The sequence below is a fragment of the Rhodococcus sp. NPDC057135 genome, assembly GCF_042670865.1.
GTDB lineage: Bacteria > Actinomycetota > Actinomycetes > Mycobacteriales > Mycobacteriaceae > Rhodococcus_F.
Genome location: NZ_JBHUUU010000008.1, coordinates 56,914 through 74,332 on the forward strand (window position 1 = coordinate 56,914; position 17,419 = coordinate 74,332).

Genomic DNA, 17,419 nt, shown 5'->3' on the forward strand with positions numbered 1-17,419 from the left:
CGTAAGCTCGACACTCGTGCAGAAGGGACTATCGGTGGAACGTGCTCGACGCCTCGGAGTGATGGGTGGCACTTTCGACCCCATTCACCATGGGCACCTCGTTGCGGCCAGTGAGGTCGCCGACAGGTTCGGACTCGACGAAGTGATCTTCGTCCCCACCGGACGACCCTGGCAGAAGCAGGGGAAGGGCGTCAGTCCTGCCGAGGACCGTTACCTCATGACGGTCATCGCCACCGCCTCCAACCCGCGGTTTTCCGTCTCTCGGGTCGACGTCGATCGTGAGAAAGTCACGTACACCGTCGACACATTGCGAGACCTCCGGGCCTATCACCCCGACGCCGAACTCTTCTTCATCACCGGTGCCGATGCGCTGGCCAGCATCCTTTCCTGGCAAGATTGGGAAGAGTTGTTCGCATTGGCGAAGTTCGTCGGGGTATCGCGACCGGGTTTCGATCTCAATGCCGAACACCTGGCCGGTCACCTCGACACCATGCCCGCCGACGCGGTCACGTTGATAGAGATTCCGGCACTTGCCATTTCGTCGACCGAATGTCGGCGTCGGGCAAGTGAAGACCGTCCCGTCTGGTACCTGGTGCCGGATGGAGTGGTGCAGTACATCTCGAAGCGGAACCTGTATCGACCTGTCGACGCGGAGCGCCGCGACGGAGCTACAACGATGTCGGAGCCCGCGCCGGGGAAGTCGGAAGCCGTCCCGGGCGCAACCGACTCGAGCTAGCCGAGAACTAAAAGCACGTTCTCGCTTGTCGAGAACGATATGTATTTTCTGAAGACGAAACTGGAGAACATCGAGTGAGCGCAAACACCGAAGCCATCGACATGGCACGCATCGCGGCCCTGGCAGCCGACGAGAAGCTGGCCACCGAAGTGGTGGTGCTCGATGTGTCCGAACAGCTGGTCATCACGGACTGCTTCGTGATCGCGTCCGCGACCAACGAGCGTCAGGTCAACTCGATCGTCGAGAACATCGAGGATCGCCTCCGCGAAGCCGGACACAAGCCTGTCCGTCGTGAAGGCACCCGCGAGGGCCGCTGGGCGCTGCTCGACTACGCCGACATCGTCGTCCACGTCCAGCACGACGAGGAGCGCAACTTCTACGCTCTTGATCGCCTGTGGAAGGACTGCCCGACGGTCGAGGTCGAAGGCCTCGGACAGAACCGTCCCGGCCCCGCCGACGCCAACACGGTGTTCGAGACCGACACGGTTTCCGAGCCGGACGCGCAGGATCCCTCGCTGTGACCTCATCGGCGCCCAGAGCGGCGTCGAACCCTGTCCGCCGGCTCATCCTGCTGCGTCACGGACAGACCGAATACAACGCCGACTCTCGGATGCAGGGGCAACTCGACACCGACCTGTCGGAGTTGGGGCGTACGCAGGCCAAGAGTGCAGGTCCGGTGATCGCCGATCGCAGGCCGTTGACGATTGTGTCCTCGGATCTGCGTCGGGCGTACTTCACGGCCGTCGCTGTCGGTGATGCCGCCGGACTTCCGGTCCTCACCGACACGCGTCTGCGTGAGACACACCTGGGCGAGTGGCAAGGCCTGACGCATCACGACGTCGACGAGCGCACTCCCGGTGTGCGATCTGCCTGGCGGGCAGATGCCACGTTGGCGCCGCCCGGCGGTGAAAGCCGAATCGACGTCGCAAATCGCAGCCTTCCGGTAGTTCACGAACTACTCGAGACGCACCCGGACTGGGCCGAGAGGCCCGTGGTTCTGGTGGCGCACGGAGGCTTGATCGCGGCACTGACAGCGGCATTGCTCGACCTGCCCATCGACCGCTGGGCTGTCCTCGGCGGATTGGGAAACACCAGTTGGGTGCAACTCAGCGGACACGGTGACGTCAAGTCGATCGAGTGGCGACTCGACGTATGGAATGCTTCTGCGAGTGTCGCAAATGACGTCCTCTGAAAGTGCCGACGGGCAGCGCCCCGTCCTCCTCGTGCTCGCGGATTCGCTGTCGTATTTCGGCCCCAAAGGCGGGCTCGCGGCAGATCATCCACGCATCTGGCCCAACATCGTGGCCGACGAACTCGGCTGGGATGTCGAGCTGGTCGCCCGTATCGGCTGGACGTGCCGCGACGCGTGGTGGGCACTGACTCAGGATCCTCGTGTGTGGGCGGCGGTGCCGCGGGCCGGCGCCGTCGTGTTCGCAGTCGGCGGTATGGACTCGCTTCCGTCCCCCTTGCCTACCGCGCTCCGCGAGACCATCCGCTACGTTCGTCCTCCGGCGCTTCGACGCGTGGTGCGCGAGGGATATCAGTGGCTGCAGCCGCGGCTTGCACCTCTGGGCCGCCCGGTCGCGCTTCCGCCCAAGCTGAGCGTCGAGTATCTGGAAAGCTCGCGAAATGCGTTGGAGTACATGCGGCCGGAACTGCCGATGATCGCGACCCTGCCGTCCGTGCACCGCAGCGATGCCTACGCAAGCGTGCATGCCGGCCGGCCGGCCGCGGTGTCCGCGATCACCGAGTGGGCTACGGAGAAAGACGTTCCCGTGGTCGATCTCGCGGATGCAGTGCGCGACAACGTCTTTTCCGAGAACGGCAACCCCGACGGCATTCACTGGGGTTGGGACGGTCACGTCGGCGTAGCCCGCGCGATGATCGCTGCGATTCGCGGGGTCGAGGCGCAGACAGTGGTTTCGCCGGAACTTGTCTCACCGCAACTCGTCTCACCACCGAGCGAAGTCGGGTAGCACAGTGCCGGTCGTCGTCGTCACGGATTCCTCCGCCTGCATTCCGCAGGAGTCGGCCGACGCATGTGGCATTCAGGTGGTTCCGCTCCATGTACTCCGTGACGGCTGCGACTTGCGTGAGGGTGTCGATGCAATGCCGAACGAACTGTCGGGAGTGACAACGGCCGGAGCCTCACCCGCCGAGTTGTCCGAGGCATATGCACGCGCCCTGAAGCTGAGCGACGGCGACGGCGTCCTCGCCGTTCATATTTCACGCCAACTGTCGGGAACGTGGGAAGCCGGTCGAGTCGCGGCCCAGGAGTTCGGTGGCGCTGTTCGGATCGTCGATTCACAGTCCGCCGGAATGGGTTTGGGATATCCCGCTCTCGAAGCTGCGCGCTTGGCCGAGAAGGGCGCTTCACTCGAAGAGGCATATGGCCGGGCGGTCGACGTTGCAAGTCGTGGGCGCTGCTACATCGTCGTCGACAAACTTGATCAATTGCGCCGGGGCGGACGAATCGGAACCGCAGCCGCGTTGCTGGGTACTGCATTGGCGATGAAGCCGATCCTGCATCTGGTGGACGGCAAGCTGATGCTCGGCGAGAAAACACGTACCACCACCAAAGCGCTTGCACGCTTGGTGGATTCGGCCGTCGAGCGCGCTGGTCTCGGTCGTGTGGCGATAGCCGTGCATCACATGCGAGCGCGAGAGCGTGCGGACGGGATAGCCGAACAGTTGGCCGAGCGCATCCCCGATGTAGCGGAATCTGTGGTTACCGACTTCAGCGCGGTCATCGGCGCGCACGTCGGTGTCGGCGCGATCGGTGTTGTGGTGTGCCCGCTGCCGGACATCGACACGAGCGCCTGATCGCTTCTCCACAACCCTCGAGTTCTCCACAGATTGAAATTGTTCGTCGTTGGCGGCGAGGTCTCTCGTTAGCGTCCAGTCATGAGGATCAGCGAGGAGCGCGAGCGGGCGCGTGATCGCCTCGCGGCGATGGACGGCAACTACAGGCGGCGACATGAGGACGTCGACGAATTCGAGGATTCAGCGTCTTTCGAGAGGTCCCCGCAGCCATTCGAGAGATCCCCCGAGTGGCTTCAGGACTTCGACGAGGACGAGTACGAAGCTCAACTCGACTCGTCACGGTTCGATCGACTGCCCGAGCGTTGGCGCGGAACGCGTTGGCGCCCGAGTCGATCGGCGACCTGGGTGTTGGCGATCGTCGCTGCACTGGCCACGGCTATCGGCTTGTTCACCGTGTGGTGGGATTCTCCGAGTATGCAGGCGGTCCCACCGCTGCCCTCGCCCCAGAATGTCACGGCGCCGACTGTCACTGCCGACGATGGTGAATCAGTCAGTCCCGTACCTTCCGGTGTCGTAGCAGAGCAGCGGCCTGAGGCTCTGGTGGTCAGTGTCGTCGGACTCGTGCGCACGCCGGGTCTTGTCAACCTACCTCCGGGCTCGCGCATTGCCGACGCGCTCGCCGCGGCAGGCGGCGTGCTCGACGGCGCGGAGACGGTGGGCCTGAATCTGGCGCAGAAGCTTGCCGACGGTGATCAGATATTGGTGGGTGCGGCCGATCAGCTCGGCGGTGTTTCGCCGAGTTCGAGCACCACCGCGGGAAGTGCCGGCGTTGCCGCTGCAGGTGAAACGGGCGGGGCCGGCATGGTGAACCTCAACACCGCTACCGAGGCCGAATTGGACGAGCTTCCCGGGGTGGGGCCGGTAACGGCTGCGGCGATTGTTTCCTGGCGCACCTCCAACGGAAAGTTCACGGACATCGAGCAATTGGGGGAAGTCGACGGGATCGGCCCGGCAAGGTTGGCAAAGCTGCGAGTGCTGGTGTCGGTATGAACGAATCGGAGGTCCGGCCCGTTCTCGACGCTCGACTGCTTCCGTCTGCCGTCGCAGTGTGGGGGAGCAGCGCGGTGGGGACCTTGTACGGTGCGACCACTGCGTGGGTGCTGGCGGCATGTTCGGTTCCAGCGGCAATCCTGACTGTCGTGGCTGTGCGTCGGACATCTGCGGGGTGGGCACGAATCATGTTGGCGGCATTACTGTTCGGTGCCGGATGCAGTGTCGTCAGCGGATGGCGGGCGTCCGAGGCGGAGAGTCACGAACTGGCCCGAGCTGCCCGCGAAGGAGCCTGGGTGAGTGTCGAAGTGGAACCCACTGAGGATCCGCACGTGGTCTCCGGCGCGGCGGGTCAAGGTCAGGTCTTCTTTCGGGCAACCGTCAATTCGGTGACTGCACACAACCACATGTACTCCGGAGGCGGCTTGGTCACCATCCGGGCGCCCAGTTCGTCGTGGCTCGAAGTTGTTCCAGGGCAGAGCCTCACGGTTCGCGGCCGGGCGAGTCAGCCCTGGCGTAGCGATTCCACACTTGCCGTGATCACGTCCGAAGGGCCTCCCGTCGCGGTGGGAGAACTGCCCTGGTACCAGCGATGGGCAAGCGTGGTGCGCACTCGTTTCGCGGCCGCGTGCTCGGCTGCACTCCCGCCGGATCAGGCAGGTCTGCTGCCTGGCCTCGTCGTCGGAGACACGTCGGCGTTGTCGCCGGTGGTGAAGGACAACTTCACCGTTGCCGGGCTTTCCCACCTCACCGCGGTATCCGGCGCCAACATCAGCATTCTGCTCGGGGCCGTTCTGCTGTTGGTCAGAGCAGCGGCGCTGAGCCCGCGGGTCGGCGCCGTCTTGGCACTGATGGCCCTCGTCGCTTTTGTTGTCGTCGCGAGGCCGTCGCCGAGTGTTCTGCGTGCGTCGGTGATGGGCCTGATCGGCCTGCTCAGTTTGGTCACCGGTCGTCGCAAACAGGCACTGCCTGCTCTTGCCGCCGCCGTCATCGTTCTTGTTGTCGTGATGCCCGAGCTTGCCGTTGACTGGGGATTTGCGCTGTCGACCACGGCCACCGGTGCACTGGTGATCATTGCCCCTGTGTGGGTGGATGTTCTCCGTCGACGAAGTTGGCCTCGATGGCTCGCGGAGATGACAGCCGTCTCGAGTGCTGCGTTTGTCGTGACTGCACCGTTGGTGGGCGCCATGGCGGGAACAATCAGTGTCGTCACGATTGCCGCGAACATGGCAGTAGCTCCCGTGATCGGAATTGTCACGGTGTTCGGTGCGGTGATTGCCCTGTGCGCGCTGATCAGTCCATCGATTGCCGTGTTCATTGCTCCGCTCGTCCGGCCTCCGATGGGGTGGCTGCTGTACGTGTCCGAGCGAGCGGCGGCGCTTCCCGGAGCGTCGGTGGTGGTGCCGTCAGGACTCATCGGCGCTCTCGTCGTCGTGGGCGTCTTACTGGTCGTAGCACTGACGCTGTGGAATCGGATCTCGAGATGGGTGGTCGGCGTCCTCGTTCTGGGAGTTGTTCTAGCGCTCATCTTTCAACACGTGTTCGGGGGTGGTCGTATTGCTCCGGGGTGGGTACTGGTGATGTGCGACGTCGGTCAGGGGGACGGTCTTGTGCTCTCGACCGGCGACGGCAGGGTGATCGTGATCGATGTCGGTCCTGATCCCACGTCGATGGATCGTTGCCTGAACATGTTGGATGTCAACGACATCGCGTTGCTGATGATCAGTCACTTTCACGCCGATCACATCGGAGGATTGGAGGCAGTTCTGGGTGGGCGTTCGGTCGCCGCGATAGGGGTGGGTTCGATGTTGTTGCCGGAGTCGGGTTTTCGGTCGGTGAAGAGTGCTGCCGACTCGCAGGCCGTTCCGGTTGTCTCGTTGCGCGCAGGTACGGAGTTGACGTTGGGATCGGTGAACGTGGAGGTTCTCGGACCGTTGGTTCCAGCGCCCCGCGATTCCGTCGACGCCGCGGATGCTGCCAACGATCAGTCGCTGGTGGTGATGGCGCACACGGGCGCGGGTCGAATTCTGTTGACGGGCGACGCCGAAGTTGCGGGGGAGGAGGCCATCCTCCGATCGGGAACGGACGTGAAGGCCGAAGTGTTGAAGCTGCCCCATCACGGTTCCCGGACCACGTCGTCGGCATTTCTGGAAGCGGTGCGTCCGAGGTTGACGATGATCAGCGTCGGCGCCGGCAACGGTTTCGGGCACCCGAATGCTGAGGTTCTCGACGAACTGGCGTCATTGGGTGGGGCGGTGGTTCGGACGGACGTCGACGGCACTGTCGCGGTGTACGGCGGGGGCGGCGGGTCTGTGTCGATCGTGTCGGTTCCTCGTGGGACCATCTTCGGGTGAGTAATCCGTCTGGAGTCGATCCGCTGCATCTTGTTCTGGGGGACGACGAGTTCCTCATCGACCGCACGGTATCGCAGCTCATCAGAGCCGTCCGCGGGGACCGCGGCCAGGGCATTTCGGATCTCCCGGTAACCAAGATGCGTGCCGGAGACACCAATGCTCCCGAGTTGGCTGAGCTGCTCAGCCCTTCTCTTTTTGCCGAAGATCGTGTGATCGTCTTGGAATCGGCCGCAGAAGCAGGCAAAGATGCCGTAGCTCTTGTACTCGAAGCGGCGCGCGAGCCTGCGGAAGGTGTGGTTCTGATCGTCGTGCACTCGGGCGGTGGTCGCGCGAAGGCGTTGGCGCCCGCGCTCGAGAAGCTCGGTGCCACGGTCCACAGCTGCGGAAAACTGAACAAGAGTCAGCTGGTCGACTTCGTCCGCGGTGAGTTCCGGACCGCCGACGTCAGGGTTGCGCCCGACGCGATCGCAGCGATGATCGAAAGTGTCGGCTCCAACCTCCGCGAACTGGCATCGGCCTGCTCACAATTGGCGGCAGATACCGGCGGCAAGATCGATGTCGAAGCAGTCCACAAGTACTACTCGGGCAAGGCCGAGGTCTCCGGCTTCGACGTGGCCGACAAAGTCATCGTCGGTGATACCCGGGGTGCACTCGAGGCGCTGCGATGGGCCGATCAGATCGGAACTGCCCATGTTCTGCTCGCTGATGCCCTCGCCGACGCAGTCCACACCATCGCGAAGGTCGGCCCGTTTGCCCGGGGCGGTGACCCGTTCCGGTTGGCGTCGGATCTCGGGATGCCGCCGTGGAAGGTCAAGAAGGCGATCAAGGAAGTCGGCGGCTGGGATCCCACGTCGATCGGCGCTGCAATGCAGATCGTCGCCGCCCTCAATGCCGACGTGAAGGGCGCCGCAGTCGACTCGTCCTTCGCGCTTGAGATGGCAGTGCGGAAAGTGTGTGCACTGCGGAAGAACTGAGGACACGATGTCTCAGAGCGAGGTTGGTCGGCAGTAGTCCCGCGACCGCCGAGCCACCCGTCCCTTCAGCCCGATCGAGAACGCAAAATAGCCGCCTGGTCTTTCGACCTGGCGGCTATCGAGACGAACCAGTATGACGGCGAACCGTCACAGTGGAAACGTCAGAGCTTGTTGGCAGCCTGCGAGAGTGCAGACTTCTTGTTGGCAGCCTGGTTGGCGTGAATAACGCCCTTGCTGGCTGCCTTGTCGAGCTTGCGGCTGGTGGAGACGAGGAGCTCGTTGGCCTTGTCCTTGTCACCGGCTGCCGCAGCCTCGCGGAATGAACGGATCGCGGTACGCAGCGAGGACTTCACCGACTGGTTACGGAGTCGGGCCGCCTCGTTGGTACGGATTCGCTTCACCTGGGACTTGATGTTGGCCACGCGTAAAATCCTTGTCGTCTTTAGCTGGTTACGGTCGAGAAAGCTGTGGGCGCACTGATGCACCGACTGGCAAGATTACCAGCCGAGGGCCCAAGAACCCAAACCGTCGCACGTTGCGTCTGTCGAGAAGAGTACACCGAGCGCCCGATCTCTCGCCGCGCTGCCGAATAGCCGCACTTGTAGCAGCATGTTGCCCTATGACGCCGCCGCCTTCGAAAAGTTCGAGTAAAACAGGTTCGACCACCACCCGAGCGCGTCCCGCTGCAGTGTTCGACGGATATTCAGACATCGGTCGCTACGAGTTGGCTTTCGACGAGATGTTCGAGCCCGACGGCTCGGTGCGTGCTCCGTACAAAGGCGTGTTCAAAGCCCTGGCGCCGACGAGCAGTGCCGACCTCGCTGCGCGTGCCGACGCGCTCGGACGCGCATTCATCGACCAGGGAGTGACATTCTCGCTGTCCGGGCAGGAACGACCGTTTCCATTGGACCTGGTGCCGCGGGTCATTGCCGCGCAGGAATGGTCGCGGCTGGAAAAGGGCATCAAGCAGCGTGTGAAGGCGCTCGAGCTGTTCCTCGCGGACATTTACGGCGAGCAGCGAATCCTGCGCGATCACGTGCTGCCGCGCCGTCTGGTCACCTCGTGTGAGCACTTCCACCGTGAAGCGGCCGGCATCGTGCCGCCCAATGGTGTGCGAATCCACGTCGCCGGTATCGACTTGGTCCGTGACGAGGCCGGGGAGTTCCGAGTTCTCGAGGACAACCTGCGATCTCCGTCCGGCGTCTCCTATGTGATGGAAAACCGTCGCACGATGACTCGGGTGTTCCCCGACCTGTTCATGTCCCACAAGGTGCGGGCCGTCGGGGATTACGCAACACACTTGCTGAGGGCGCTGCGTGCGGGTGCTGCACTCAACGAAGCGGACCCAACAGTGGTTGTTCTCACACCAGGTATTGCCAACTCGGCCTATTTCGAGCATTCGTTGCTCGCTCGTCAGATGGGCGTGGAACTCGTCGAAGGTCGCGACCTGTTCTGCCGCGACAACATGGTCTACATGCGCACGACGGAAGGTGAGCGCCAGGTCGACGTCATCTATCGCCGCATCGACGACGAGTACCTCGACCCGATGCACTTCCGCCCGGATTCGATTCTCGGCGTCGCAGGTCTACTGAATGCGGCGCGGGCGGGCAACGTGGTGATCTCGAGTGCCGTCGGCAACGGAGTCGGTGACGACAAGCTGGTCTACACCTACGTTCCGCAGATCATCGACTACTACCTCGGTGAGAAGCCCCTCTTGCAGAACGTGGACACGTTCCGCTGTTGGTTGGACGAGGAGTGCGAGCAAGTCCTCGACCGGGTCGCGGAACTGGTCATCAAGCCGGTGGAAGGGTCCGGCGGCTACGGAATCGTCTTCGGGCCCGACGCGAGCCCCAAGGAACTGGCCGCGATCACCCGCAAGATCAAGGCGGACCCGCGCGGGTGGATCGCGCAGCCTCTCGTGCAGTTGTCCACGGTGCCGACCAAGATCGACGACGTTCTCTCGCCGCGCCATGTGGACTTGCGGCCCTTTGCCGTCAACGACGGTGACGACGTGTGGGTGTTGCCCGGCGGTCTGACCCGGGTGGCGCTTCCGGAAGGTTCGCTGGTGGTCAACTCCAGCCAGGGCGGCGGAAGCAAGGACACGTGGGTGCTCGCGAGCCGCACCTCTCACGAGGACCCGGAGCTGTCCGGCGAGGAGTTGGTGTCCGAGCCCCCGGAATCCGCGGAACCGGTGCAGGGACCGGAGCTGAGCACCTCACAACAACAACAGCAGCAGCAACAGTGAACTCCACTGAACTGCCCAGCTACCAAGAACTATCAGCGAACGGAGCGTGGTGACTGATGCTTGCTCGCAACGCAGAGTCTCTCTACTGGATCGGCCGCTACGTCGAGCGGGCGGACGACACCGCTCGGATCCTCGATGTCGCCGTCCACCAACTTCTCGACGACGCCACCGTCGATCCTGACCGCACGTCGCGCTTGCTCTTGCGTGTTCTCGGCATCGAGGCGCCGGAGGAGAAGCTCGACGTGCGTTCCCTCACCGATCTGGTTGCGTTCAGTCGCAATCAGGTTGGTTCAATCGTGGACTCGCTGGCGAGTGCCCGAGAGAATGCTCGCGGAGCGCGTGAAGTCACGTCGAGCGAGATGTGGGAGTGCCTGAACACCACGTACAACGGACTGGCCGAGCGTGAGCGTGCATCACGCAGGCTGGGCCCGCACGAGTTCTTCCGCTACGTGGAGGAGCGCGCAGCGATGTTCGCGGGCCTGGCGGATTCCACGCTCAGCCGCGACGACGGCTATCGGTTCCTTCTGCTGGGGCGCTCGATCGAACGTGTCGACATGATCGTGCGAATGCTGCTGGCGCGCGCCGGTGACCGCCCGTCTTCGCCGGCGTGGGTCAGTGTTCTTCGCTCGGCGGGTGCGCATGACACGTATCTGCGTACGTATCGCGGAGCACTCGACGCCAATCGCGTCGTCGAGTTCATCTTGTTGGACAGGCTCTTTCCGCGCTCGGTGTTCCACTCGATCAGGCAGGCCGAGAAGTGCCTGCAGGAGCTCGACCCGCAGCCGGGCAGTCGCGTCGGGATCCGGGCGGAGGCGCCGCGGCTTCTGGGCCGCGCACGCAGTGAGCTCGAGTTTCTGCCGCAGGGCGTGTTGCTCGAGGATCTGCAGGGACGGTTGCTCGGTTGGCAGGAGACATGCCGCGAACTGGGTGAGGCAATTGCATTGCAGTACTTCCACGCCGCGCCGTGGGTCGCATGGACGGATGCCGGGGCCGCGTACGCGGATTCGACGGTGGAGGGAGAGCTGTGAGCTGGCGAATGAGGGTCGTGCACACCACGGGATATGCGTATGACGCCCCGGTGACGTCGTCGTACAACGAGGCGCGATTGACACCTCGCGGCGACACCAGGCAGACGGTGATTCTCACCCGCGTCGAAACCCAGCCGGCAACGCGTTCCTACCGGTACACCGACTACTGGGGCACCGCGGTGACCGCGTTCGACTTGCACGCCCCGCACACCGAACTCGAAGTGACCGGACTGTCGGTGGTGGAAACGGAACCGTTCGTTCAGCCCGAGGAAACCGTCGACTGGGATGAATTGTCGGGTGAAGCGATTAAAGATCGATTCAACGAGCAACTGAGTTTCACGAGATATGTTCCGCGTGATCGTAAGCTGGCGACAATTGCCAAGGAATTGCGCAAAGATAAATCACCTGAAGATGCAGTAGTGGCTGCGTCTCAATGGGTTTACGGTGAAATGTCATATGTCCCCGGTACGACCGGAGTGCACACGTCGGCGGTCGAGGCTTGGTCTGCCAGGAAAGGCGTCTGCCAGGATTATGCGCATCTGACCTTGGTATTGCTACGAACGATGGGCATTCCGTGTCGTTACGTTTCCGGCTATCTCCACCCCAAACGTGATGCGGCAGTCGGGGACACGGTGGTGGGGGAATCGCACGCGTGGATCGAGGCGTGGACTGGTGCGTGGTGGGGATACGACCCGACCAATGCGATAGCTGTGAATGAACAGCACGTCTCGGTCGGAATAGGAAGGGACTATTCGGATGTGCCGCCTTTGAAGGGAATCTTTTCCGGTGGCCGCTCCACAGATCTCGAAGTTGTTGTGGAGATCACCAGGCTTGCGTAAAGTCCGGCAAATCTAGTCGCGTGAGCATTACTACCGTTCGATGAGAAGAAGGTGGGAATATGTCTCCAACTGCACAGGAATTGACTGAGGTCGAACCGATCTCGGATGTGAAGAAGTATGCGGCCGAAGCGGTGGGGACTTTTGTGCTCGTGTTCTCCGCGGTCGGAACTGCCGTATTCGCAGGGGCGAAAGTCGGCAATCTCGGAGTGGCCCTCGCGTTCGGTTTGACCCTGCTGTTCCTCGTGTATGCGATCGGGCCGATTTCCGGTTGCCACGTCAACCCGGCGGTGACTCTCGGTCAATTAGTGATCGGGCGCATCTCGGCCGTCAATGCGGCGATTTACGTTGTCGCGCAAGTGATCGGCGGCTTGGTCGCAGGCGTCGTGATCTACACGGTGGCGAACAGTCTTCCGGCGTACAACCGTGCTGCCGACGGACTGGGCGCAAACGGTTGGGGTGAACACAGCCCTTCTGCCGAGAAGAACCTTCTCGGAAACGTGGTCTCGGACGGTTACGGCATCGGTGCCGCCATGATCATCGAGATCCTGCTGACAGCGCTGCTGGTGTTCGTCGTTCTCGCGTCGACCGATCAGATCTCGGACGTACCGCTCGCCGGAGTGTCCATCGGCTTCACCCTGGCCGTCATTCACCTGATCTCGATCCCGATCGACAACACCTCCGTCAACCCCGCTCGAAGCCTCGCAGTCGCGCCCTTCCAGGACGGCGCGCTAGGTCAAGTGTGGTTGTTCATCGTGTTCCCGCTGATCGGCGGTGCACTCGGTGCTCTCATCTATCGAGCACTCTTCGGACGGTTCAACCGTATGGACAGCTGATCGATACTGCTTCTATCCCTTCGGGTCGGCTTCAGCTCCAGCTGAAGTCGGCCCGAAGTTTTGCCGCGACCGCGTCGAACTTCTTGTGATCCATGACGGCGCCCTCGCGGCGTATTCCGCTCTCGGGAACATCGAGCACCCGGTCGAGCCGGATCCAGCTCGGCCTGCCCTCGCCGTCCCACGGGCCCGAACCGATTGCGAGCCAATCGCGCTCACCTTCGCGCTTGCTCTGCGAAGACAACATCAGGCCGAGCAGCGTGTCGCCGTCGCGGCCGACTACCAGCACCGGACGGTCTTTGCCCTGGGTCGGATCTTCCTCGTAGGCAACCCAGGTCCAGACGATCTCGCCCGGATCGGCTTTGCCGTCGAGGTCGGGGGAGTACTCCACCCTCCTGGCGCGATGTGCGGTCGGAGATGTCCGCGCGGCGATCGGTCGGCCGGACGGACCAGGCTTCGAGGTGGACGACTGAGACGTTGACGACTGCAACTGGCGCAGTAGCGCAGGTCCCTTCTCCACCGCGAGGGCGCCGAGGGTTCTGCCGATCTGCTTCCACATGCTTGCCATAGCGTTCGAGCATAATCACCTGCCCGTGGGAACCCCTGGTACGGCGGCGCCGAGACTTGGATATCCTGAGGGTTGACAGTGGCCCGGATCCGGGCCGGTGCCGGTCCGACTAAGGGGTCTCCCATCAGCAGCTTCGCCGACAAGACGTTCACGGATCCTGCGCAGATCCGGAACTTCTGCATCATCGCGCACATCGATCACGGTAAGTCGACGCTGGCAGATCGCATGCTGCAGCTCACCGGTGTGGTCGAAGAGCGGGCGATGCGTGCGCAGTACCTGGACCGTATGGACATCGAGCGTGAACGCGGCATCACCATCAAGGCCCAGAACGTTCGTCTGCCCTGGACCGTCGACGGCGAAGAGTTTGTTCTCCACCTCATCGACACTCCCGGCCACGTCGACTTCACGTACGAGGTCTCCCGTGCGCTCGAAGCGTGTGAGGGCGCAATTCTGCTGGTCGACGCAGCTCAGGGCATCGAAGCGCAGACGCTGGCCAACCTCTACCTGGCGATGGAGAAGGATCTCAAGATCATTCCCGTGCTCAACAAGATCGACCTCCCGGCCGCGGACCCCGACCGCTATGCCGAAGAGATCGCGCACATCACCGGCTGCGAGCCCGGCGATGTCCTGCGCGTGTCGGGCAAGACCGGCGTGGGCGTCAAGGAACTGCTCGACGAAGTAATCGTGCAGATCCCCGCACCCGTGGGTGATGCTGACGGTCCGGCTCGCGCGATGATCTTCGACTCGGTTTACGACGCCTACCGCGGCGTGGTCACCTACGTGCGTGTGGTCGACGGTCGGATCCGCCCCCGCGAGAAGATCACGATGATGTCGACGGGCACCACACACGAACTGCTCGAGGTCGGCATCATCTCGCCCGAGCCGAAGGCCAGTATCGGTCTGGGCGTCGGCGAGGTGGGCTACCTCATCACGGGTGTGAAGGACGTCCGCCAGTCGCGCGTCGGTGACACTGTCACCACAACCCGCAACGGCGCGACCGAACCGCTGGTCGGCTACCGCGATCCCAAGCCGATGGTCTATTCAGGTCTCTACCCGATGGACGGCTCGGACTACCCGGTGCTGCGCGACGCTCTCGACAAGCTCCGCCTCAACGACGCGGCACTGGCCTACGAGCCGGAGACATCGGTTGCCCTCGGATTCGGCTTCCGCTGCGGCTTCCTCGGCCTGCTGCACATGGAGATCACCCGCGACCGCCTCGAGCGTGAGTTCGGCCTGGAACTGATTTCCACCGCGCCCAACGTCGTCTACCGCGTCGTGATGGAGGACGGGGCCGAGGTCATCGTCACCAACCCGTCGTACTGGCCGGAAGGCAAGGTTCGTGAGGTCTACGAGCCGGTCGCCAAGTGCACCGTCATCGCCCCGAGCGAGTACGTCGGCGCCATCATGGAGCTGTGCCAGTCCCGTCGCGGTGAACTCGGCGGCATGGACTACCTCTCCGAGACTCGCGTCGAATTGCGCTACGAACTGCCCATGGGCGAGATCATGTTCGACTTCTTCGACGCCCTCAAGTCCCGCACCAAGGGTTATGCCAGCCTCGATTACGAGGAGGCCGGTGAACAGCAGGCCGACCTGGTGAAGGTCGACATCCTTCTACAGGGCGAGGCCGTCGACGCGTTCTCGTCGATCGTGCACCGTTCCAACGCCGGCGCTTACGGCGGACGCATGACGTCGAAGCTTCGTGAGCTGATCCCGCGCCAGCAGTTCGAGGTTCCGATCCAGGCTGCGATCGGCGCCAAGATCATCTCGCGCGAAAACATTCGTGCAATCCGCAAGGACGTCCTTGCCAAGTGCTACGGCGGCGACATCAGTCGTAAGCGCAAGCTGCTCGAGAAGCAGAAGGAAGGCAAGAAGCGCATGAAGACCATCGGCCGCGTCGAGGTGCCTCAGGAAGCATTCGTCGCAGCCCTGACGTCGGAATCGGTTGGCGAGAAGCCCAAGAAGTAGGAGCGCATGGTCACCACCTGGTTGTCCCGAGAGTTCGGAATCGAAATCCCCGTTCTCGGGGCGCCCATGGGTGGCCGCGCCGGCGGTGCGCTCGCCGGAGCCGTCTCGGCTGCCGGTGGTTTGGGTCTACTGGGCGCAGCCCGGTACAACACACCGGAGTGGATCGAGGCCGAAGCCGAGGATGCCCGGTCGATCGGCGGAAAATTCGGCGTCGGCCTGATGACGTGGTCGCTGCCCGAGAACGAGCTGATGCTCGACGCCGCGATTGCCGTCGCACCGACCATGATCACCTTGTCGTTCGGGGATCCCGCAGCGTACGTCGGACGCATCCACGACGCCGGTATTCCTGTTGTGTCACAGATCAATACGCTCGAAGACCTTCGCATTGTCGAGGCCGCAGGTGTCGACGGCGTGATCGCACAGGGCGGTGAGGCAGGCGGGCACACCGGCCGAATCGGAACCCTGCCGCTGCTGCAGGAGATCCTCGAAGCGACGACGCTTCCAGTTCTGGCAGCAGGTGGAATCGGAACCGGACGCGGCTTGGCTGCAGTACTGGCTGCCGGTGGCGAAGGCGTGATGATCGGCACGGCGCTGCTCGCGAGCCCGGAGACAGTCGGACCGGACTACGCCCGCGACCGCGTCGTCGAAGCCGGAAGCACCGACACGATCTACACCTCCGTTTTCGACCGTGCCCGAAGTCAGCCGTGGCCGCAGCGGTGGGGTGGCCGCGCGGTGGCCAACGAGTTCACCGCCGCATGGCACGGAGTCGACGCCGACGAGGAAACGTTGGCTAAGGCGTACGACCCGTCGGATCCGCACAGCGGTGTCGTCTACGCCGGAGAAGCGGTGGGACTCGTGCACGGAACCCATCCGGCCGGCGACGTGGTTCGACGCATCGGCGCCGAAGCGGAGCGTCTGCTCGCTCGTTTCGCCTGAAAGCAAGGTCGGACACAGACGCGTCCCATATGAGAAGGTAAGCCTCTACTAACTAGTGGAGGAGTATTTCGTGCGTGCGATGAAGTTCTCGGCGGTGGCTCTTTTGGGGGCACTGGTCGTCGGTATCAGTGGTTGTTCGTCTTCGGACGCCGACGAGATCGCGGACGGTCGGGTCACCACGGTCGACCACAAGTTCGGCGCCACCACAATCACCGGCACACCGACGCGCATTGTCGCGGCCGACACCCAGTGGCTCGACGCCCTGCTCGAACTCGGAATCCAACCGGTGGGGTACCTGGCTGCCGGCCCGATGGGTGACGAGCGTGGCCTGTTCCCGTGGGAGAGCGGCGTCGACGCGTCTGCGAAGGAACTCGATCGCTCCGCGATCCAGCAGTTCGGTGTCCCGCTCAAAGTCGAAGAAATTGCAGCCTTGGATCCCGATCTGATTCTCGGTGGGTTCTCCGTCGCCGATCAGGACGACTTTGACCAGTTGAGCAAGATTGCACCGACCATTGCCGGTCTGTCCGAAGTCCAGGTCGATCCGTGGCAGGACCAAGTCGAGATTCTCGGTCGAGTCCTCGACAAAGAGTCTCGGGCCGACGAGATCGTCGAGTCCACTAACGGGCAGATCGATGCGCTCGCACAGCGACTGCCGGGGTTGAAGGGAAAGACGGCACTTCTGTCGCAGTACGTCTTCCCGACGTCTCAGTTGGTGATCGTCGCCGATCCCAAGGACGGTGCTTCGGGACTGTTCACGCGTCTGGGAATGTCGTTGCCGCCCAAGCTGGTCGAAGAGGCCGGTGTGACCGGTGGTCGGCTGATACTCAGCCCGGAACGGGTCGACGCTCTCAGCGCCGACGTCGTGGTGCTGCTGCCCAACGGCGGGTCGCTGGACGACATGATGAAGCTGCCGGGGTTTGCCGACCTGCCTGCAGTGAAGGGTGGCGGATTGGCCATCGTCGACTATCCGACTGTTGCCGGCCTGAACACTCCGTCGTCGCTGTCGCTGAAGTACTCGCTCGAATCGATCACGCCGCAGCTCGAAGCGGTGGCCGGCTAGATCTGCTGTGCGCCTTTATTAACCGCGGGCGGTTAATAAAGGCGCACAGCAGGGGGTCTAGGTTGCGTTGT

Annotated in this window: 17 protein-coding genes; 15 read left to right on the top strand and 2 right to left on the bottom strand. The window is 63.2% G+C overall.

Annotated elements, in window-relative coordinates; translation table 11 throughout:
• Positions 1–16: 16 nt before the first annotated feature.
• The 8 genes from nadD to holA all read left to right on the top strand — a co-directional run bounded on the left by nadD (position 17) and on the right by holA (position 7,877).
• Entirely contained in the window at positions 17–736 is a 720-nt protein-coding gene (gene nadD / locus ACFT1A_RS16585; protein ID WP_269590744.1) for a nicotinate-nucleotide adenylyltransferase, read from the top strand.
• 74 nt (positions 737–810) lie between these two features.
• Positions 811–1,257, top strand: a complete 447-nt coding sequence (gene rsfS / locus ACFT1A_RS16590) for a ribosome silencing factor (protein WP_003944502.1) — start codon at positions 811–813, stop codon at positions 1,255–1,257.
• The gene (locus ACFT1A_RS16595) at positions 1,254–1,928 is read left to right on the top strand and encodes a histidine phosphatase family protein (RefSeq protein ID WP_003944563.1); all 675 of its coding nucleotides are present in this window, start codon (positions 1,254–1,256) and stop codon (positions 1,926–1,928) included. The genes rsfS and ACFT1A_RS16595 overlap by 4 nt, the downstream gene beginning before the upstream one ends.
• Positions 1,915–2,712, top strand: a complete 798-nt coding sequence (octT, locus tag ACFT1A_RS16600; protein WP_378447871.1) for a diglucosylglycerate octanoyltransferase — start codon at positions 1,915–1,917, stop codon at positions 2,710–2,712. Before ACFT1A_RS16595 ends, octT begins: the two co-directional genes overlap by 14 nt.
• A 4-nt stretch (positions 2,713–2,716) precedes the next feature.
• Entirely contained in the window at positions 2,717–3,559 is an 843-nt protein-coding gene (locus tag ACFT1A_RS16605; RefSeq protein WP_378447872.1) for a DegV family protein, read from the top strand.
• An 81-nt stretch (positions 3,560–3,640) separates the two neighbouring features.
• On the top strand, positions 3,641–4,549 hold the full coding sequence (locus ACFT1A_RS16610) for a helix-hairpin-helix domain-containing protein (protein ID WP_378447873.1): 909 nt from the start codon (positions 3,641–3,643) through the stop codon (positions 4,547–4,549).
• Complete coding sequence (locus tag ACFT1A_RS16615) at positions 4,546–6,903, top strand: ComEC/Rec2 family competence protein (protein WP_378447874.1); 2,358 nt, start codon at positions 4,546–4,548, stop codon at positions 6,901–6,903. The genes ACFT1A_RS16610 and ACFT1A_RS16615 overlap by 4 nt, the downstream gene beginning before the upstream one ends.
• Positions 6,900–7,877, top strand: coding sequence for a DNA polymerase III subunit delta (gene holA / locus ACFT1A_RS16620; RefSeq protein ID WP_230813940.1), 978 nt, complete (start codon positions 6,900–6,902; stop codon positions 7,875–7,877). The genes ACFT1A_RS16615 and holA overlap by 4 nt, the downstream gene beginning before the upstream one ends.
• A gap of 161 nt (positions 7,878–8,038) precedes the next feature.
• Here the strand turns inward: holA and rpsT are convergent, their stop codons facing one another.
• On the bottom strand, positions 8,039–8,299 hold the full coding sequence (gene rpsT, locus ACFT1A_RS16625) for a 30S ribosomal protein S20 (protein WP_003944567.1): 261 nt from the start codon (positions 8,297–8,299) through the stop codon (positions 8,039–8,041).
• A gap of 197 nt (positions 8,300–8,496) precedes the next feature.
• Between rpsT and ACFT1A_RS16630 the strand changes: the two genes are divergently transcribed.
• From ACFT1A_RS16630 to ACFT1A_RS16645, 4 genes are read left to right on the top strand one after another with little or no spacing between them, the layout of a single operon-like run.
• Positions 8,497–10,122 carry a circularly permuted type 2 ATP-grasp protein gene (locus tag ACFT1A_RS16630; protein ID WP_378447875.1) on the top strand — a complete coding sequence of 542 codons (1,626 nt, stop codon included), beginning with the start codon at positions 8,497–8,499 and terminating at the stop codon, positions 10,120–10,122.
• A 56-nt stretch (positions 10,123–10,178) separates the two neighbouring features.
• Entirely contained in the window at positions 10,179–11,150 is a 972-nt protein-coding gene (locus tag ACFT1A_RS16635; protein ID WP_095969748.1) for an alpha-E domain-containing protein, read from the top strand.
• Positions 11,151–11,158: 8 nt separating this feature from the next.
• Complete coding sequence (locus ACFT1A_RS16640) at positions 11,159–11,989, top strand: transglutaminase family protein (RefSeq protein ID WP_095969749.1); 831 nt, start codon at positions 11,159–11,161, stop codon at positions 11,987–11,989.
• Positions 11,990–12,048: 59 nt separating this feature from the next.
• The gene (locus ACFT1A_RS16645) at positions 12,049–12,822 is read left to right on the top strand and encodes an aquaporin (RefSeq protein WP_378447876.1); all 774 of its coding nucleotides are present in this window, start codon (positions 12,049–12,051) and stop codon (positions 12,820–12,822) included.
• Between the two features lie 31 nt (positions 12,823–12,853).
• On the opposite strand, the gene ACFT1A_RS16650 is transcribed toward ACFT1A_RS16645, so the two are convergent.
• Entirely contained in the window at positions 12,854–13,387 is a 534-nt protein-coding gene (locus tag ACFT1A_RS16650; RefSeq protein WP_283304159.1) for a type II toxin-antitoxin system PemK/MazF family toxin, read from the bottom strand.
• Between the two features lie 72 nt (positions 13,388–13,459).
• Here ACFT1A_RS16650 and lepA point away from each other — a divergent pair, with 72 nt between their 5' ends.
• The 3 genes from lepA to ACFT1A_RS16665 all read left to right on the top strand — a co-directional run bounded on the left by lepA (position 13,460) and on the right by ACFT1A_RS16665 (position 17,348).
• Entirely contained in the window at positions 13,460–15,352 is a 1,893-nt protein-coding gene (lepA, locus tag ACFT1A_RS16655; RefSeq protein WP_230813932.1) for a translation elongation factor 4, read from the top strand.
• A gap of 6 nt (positions 15,353–15,358) precedes the next feature.
• A complete protein-coding gene (locus tag ACFT1A_RS16660; protein ID WP_378447877.1) occupies positions 15,359–16,288 on the top strand; it encodes an NAD(P)H-dependent flavin oxidoreductase in 930 nt (309 codons plus the stop codon).
• 79 nt (positions 16,289–16,367) lie between these two features.
• The gene (locus ACFT1A_RS16665; RefSeq protein WP_378448039.1) at positions 16,368–17,348 is read left to right on the top strand and encodes an ABC transporter substrate-binding protein; all 981 of its coding nucleotides are present in this window, start codon (positions 16,368–16,370) and stop codon (positions 17,346–17,348) included.
• The last annotated feature ends 71 nt before the right edge of the window (positions 17,349–17,419 follow it).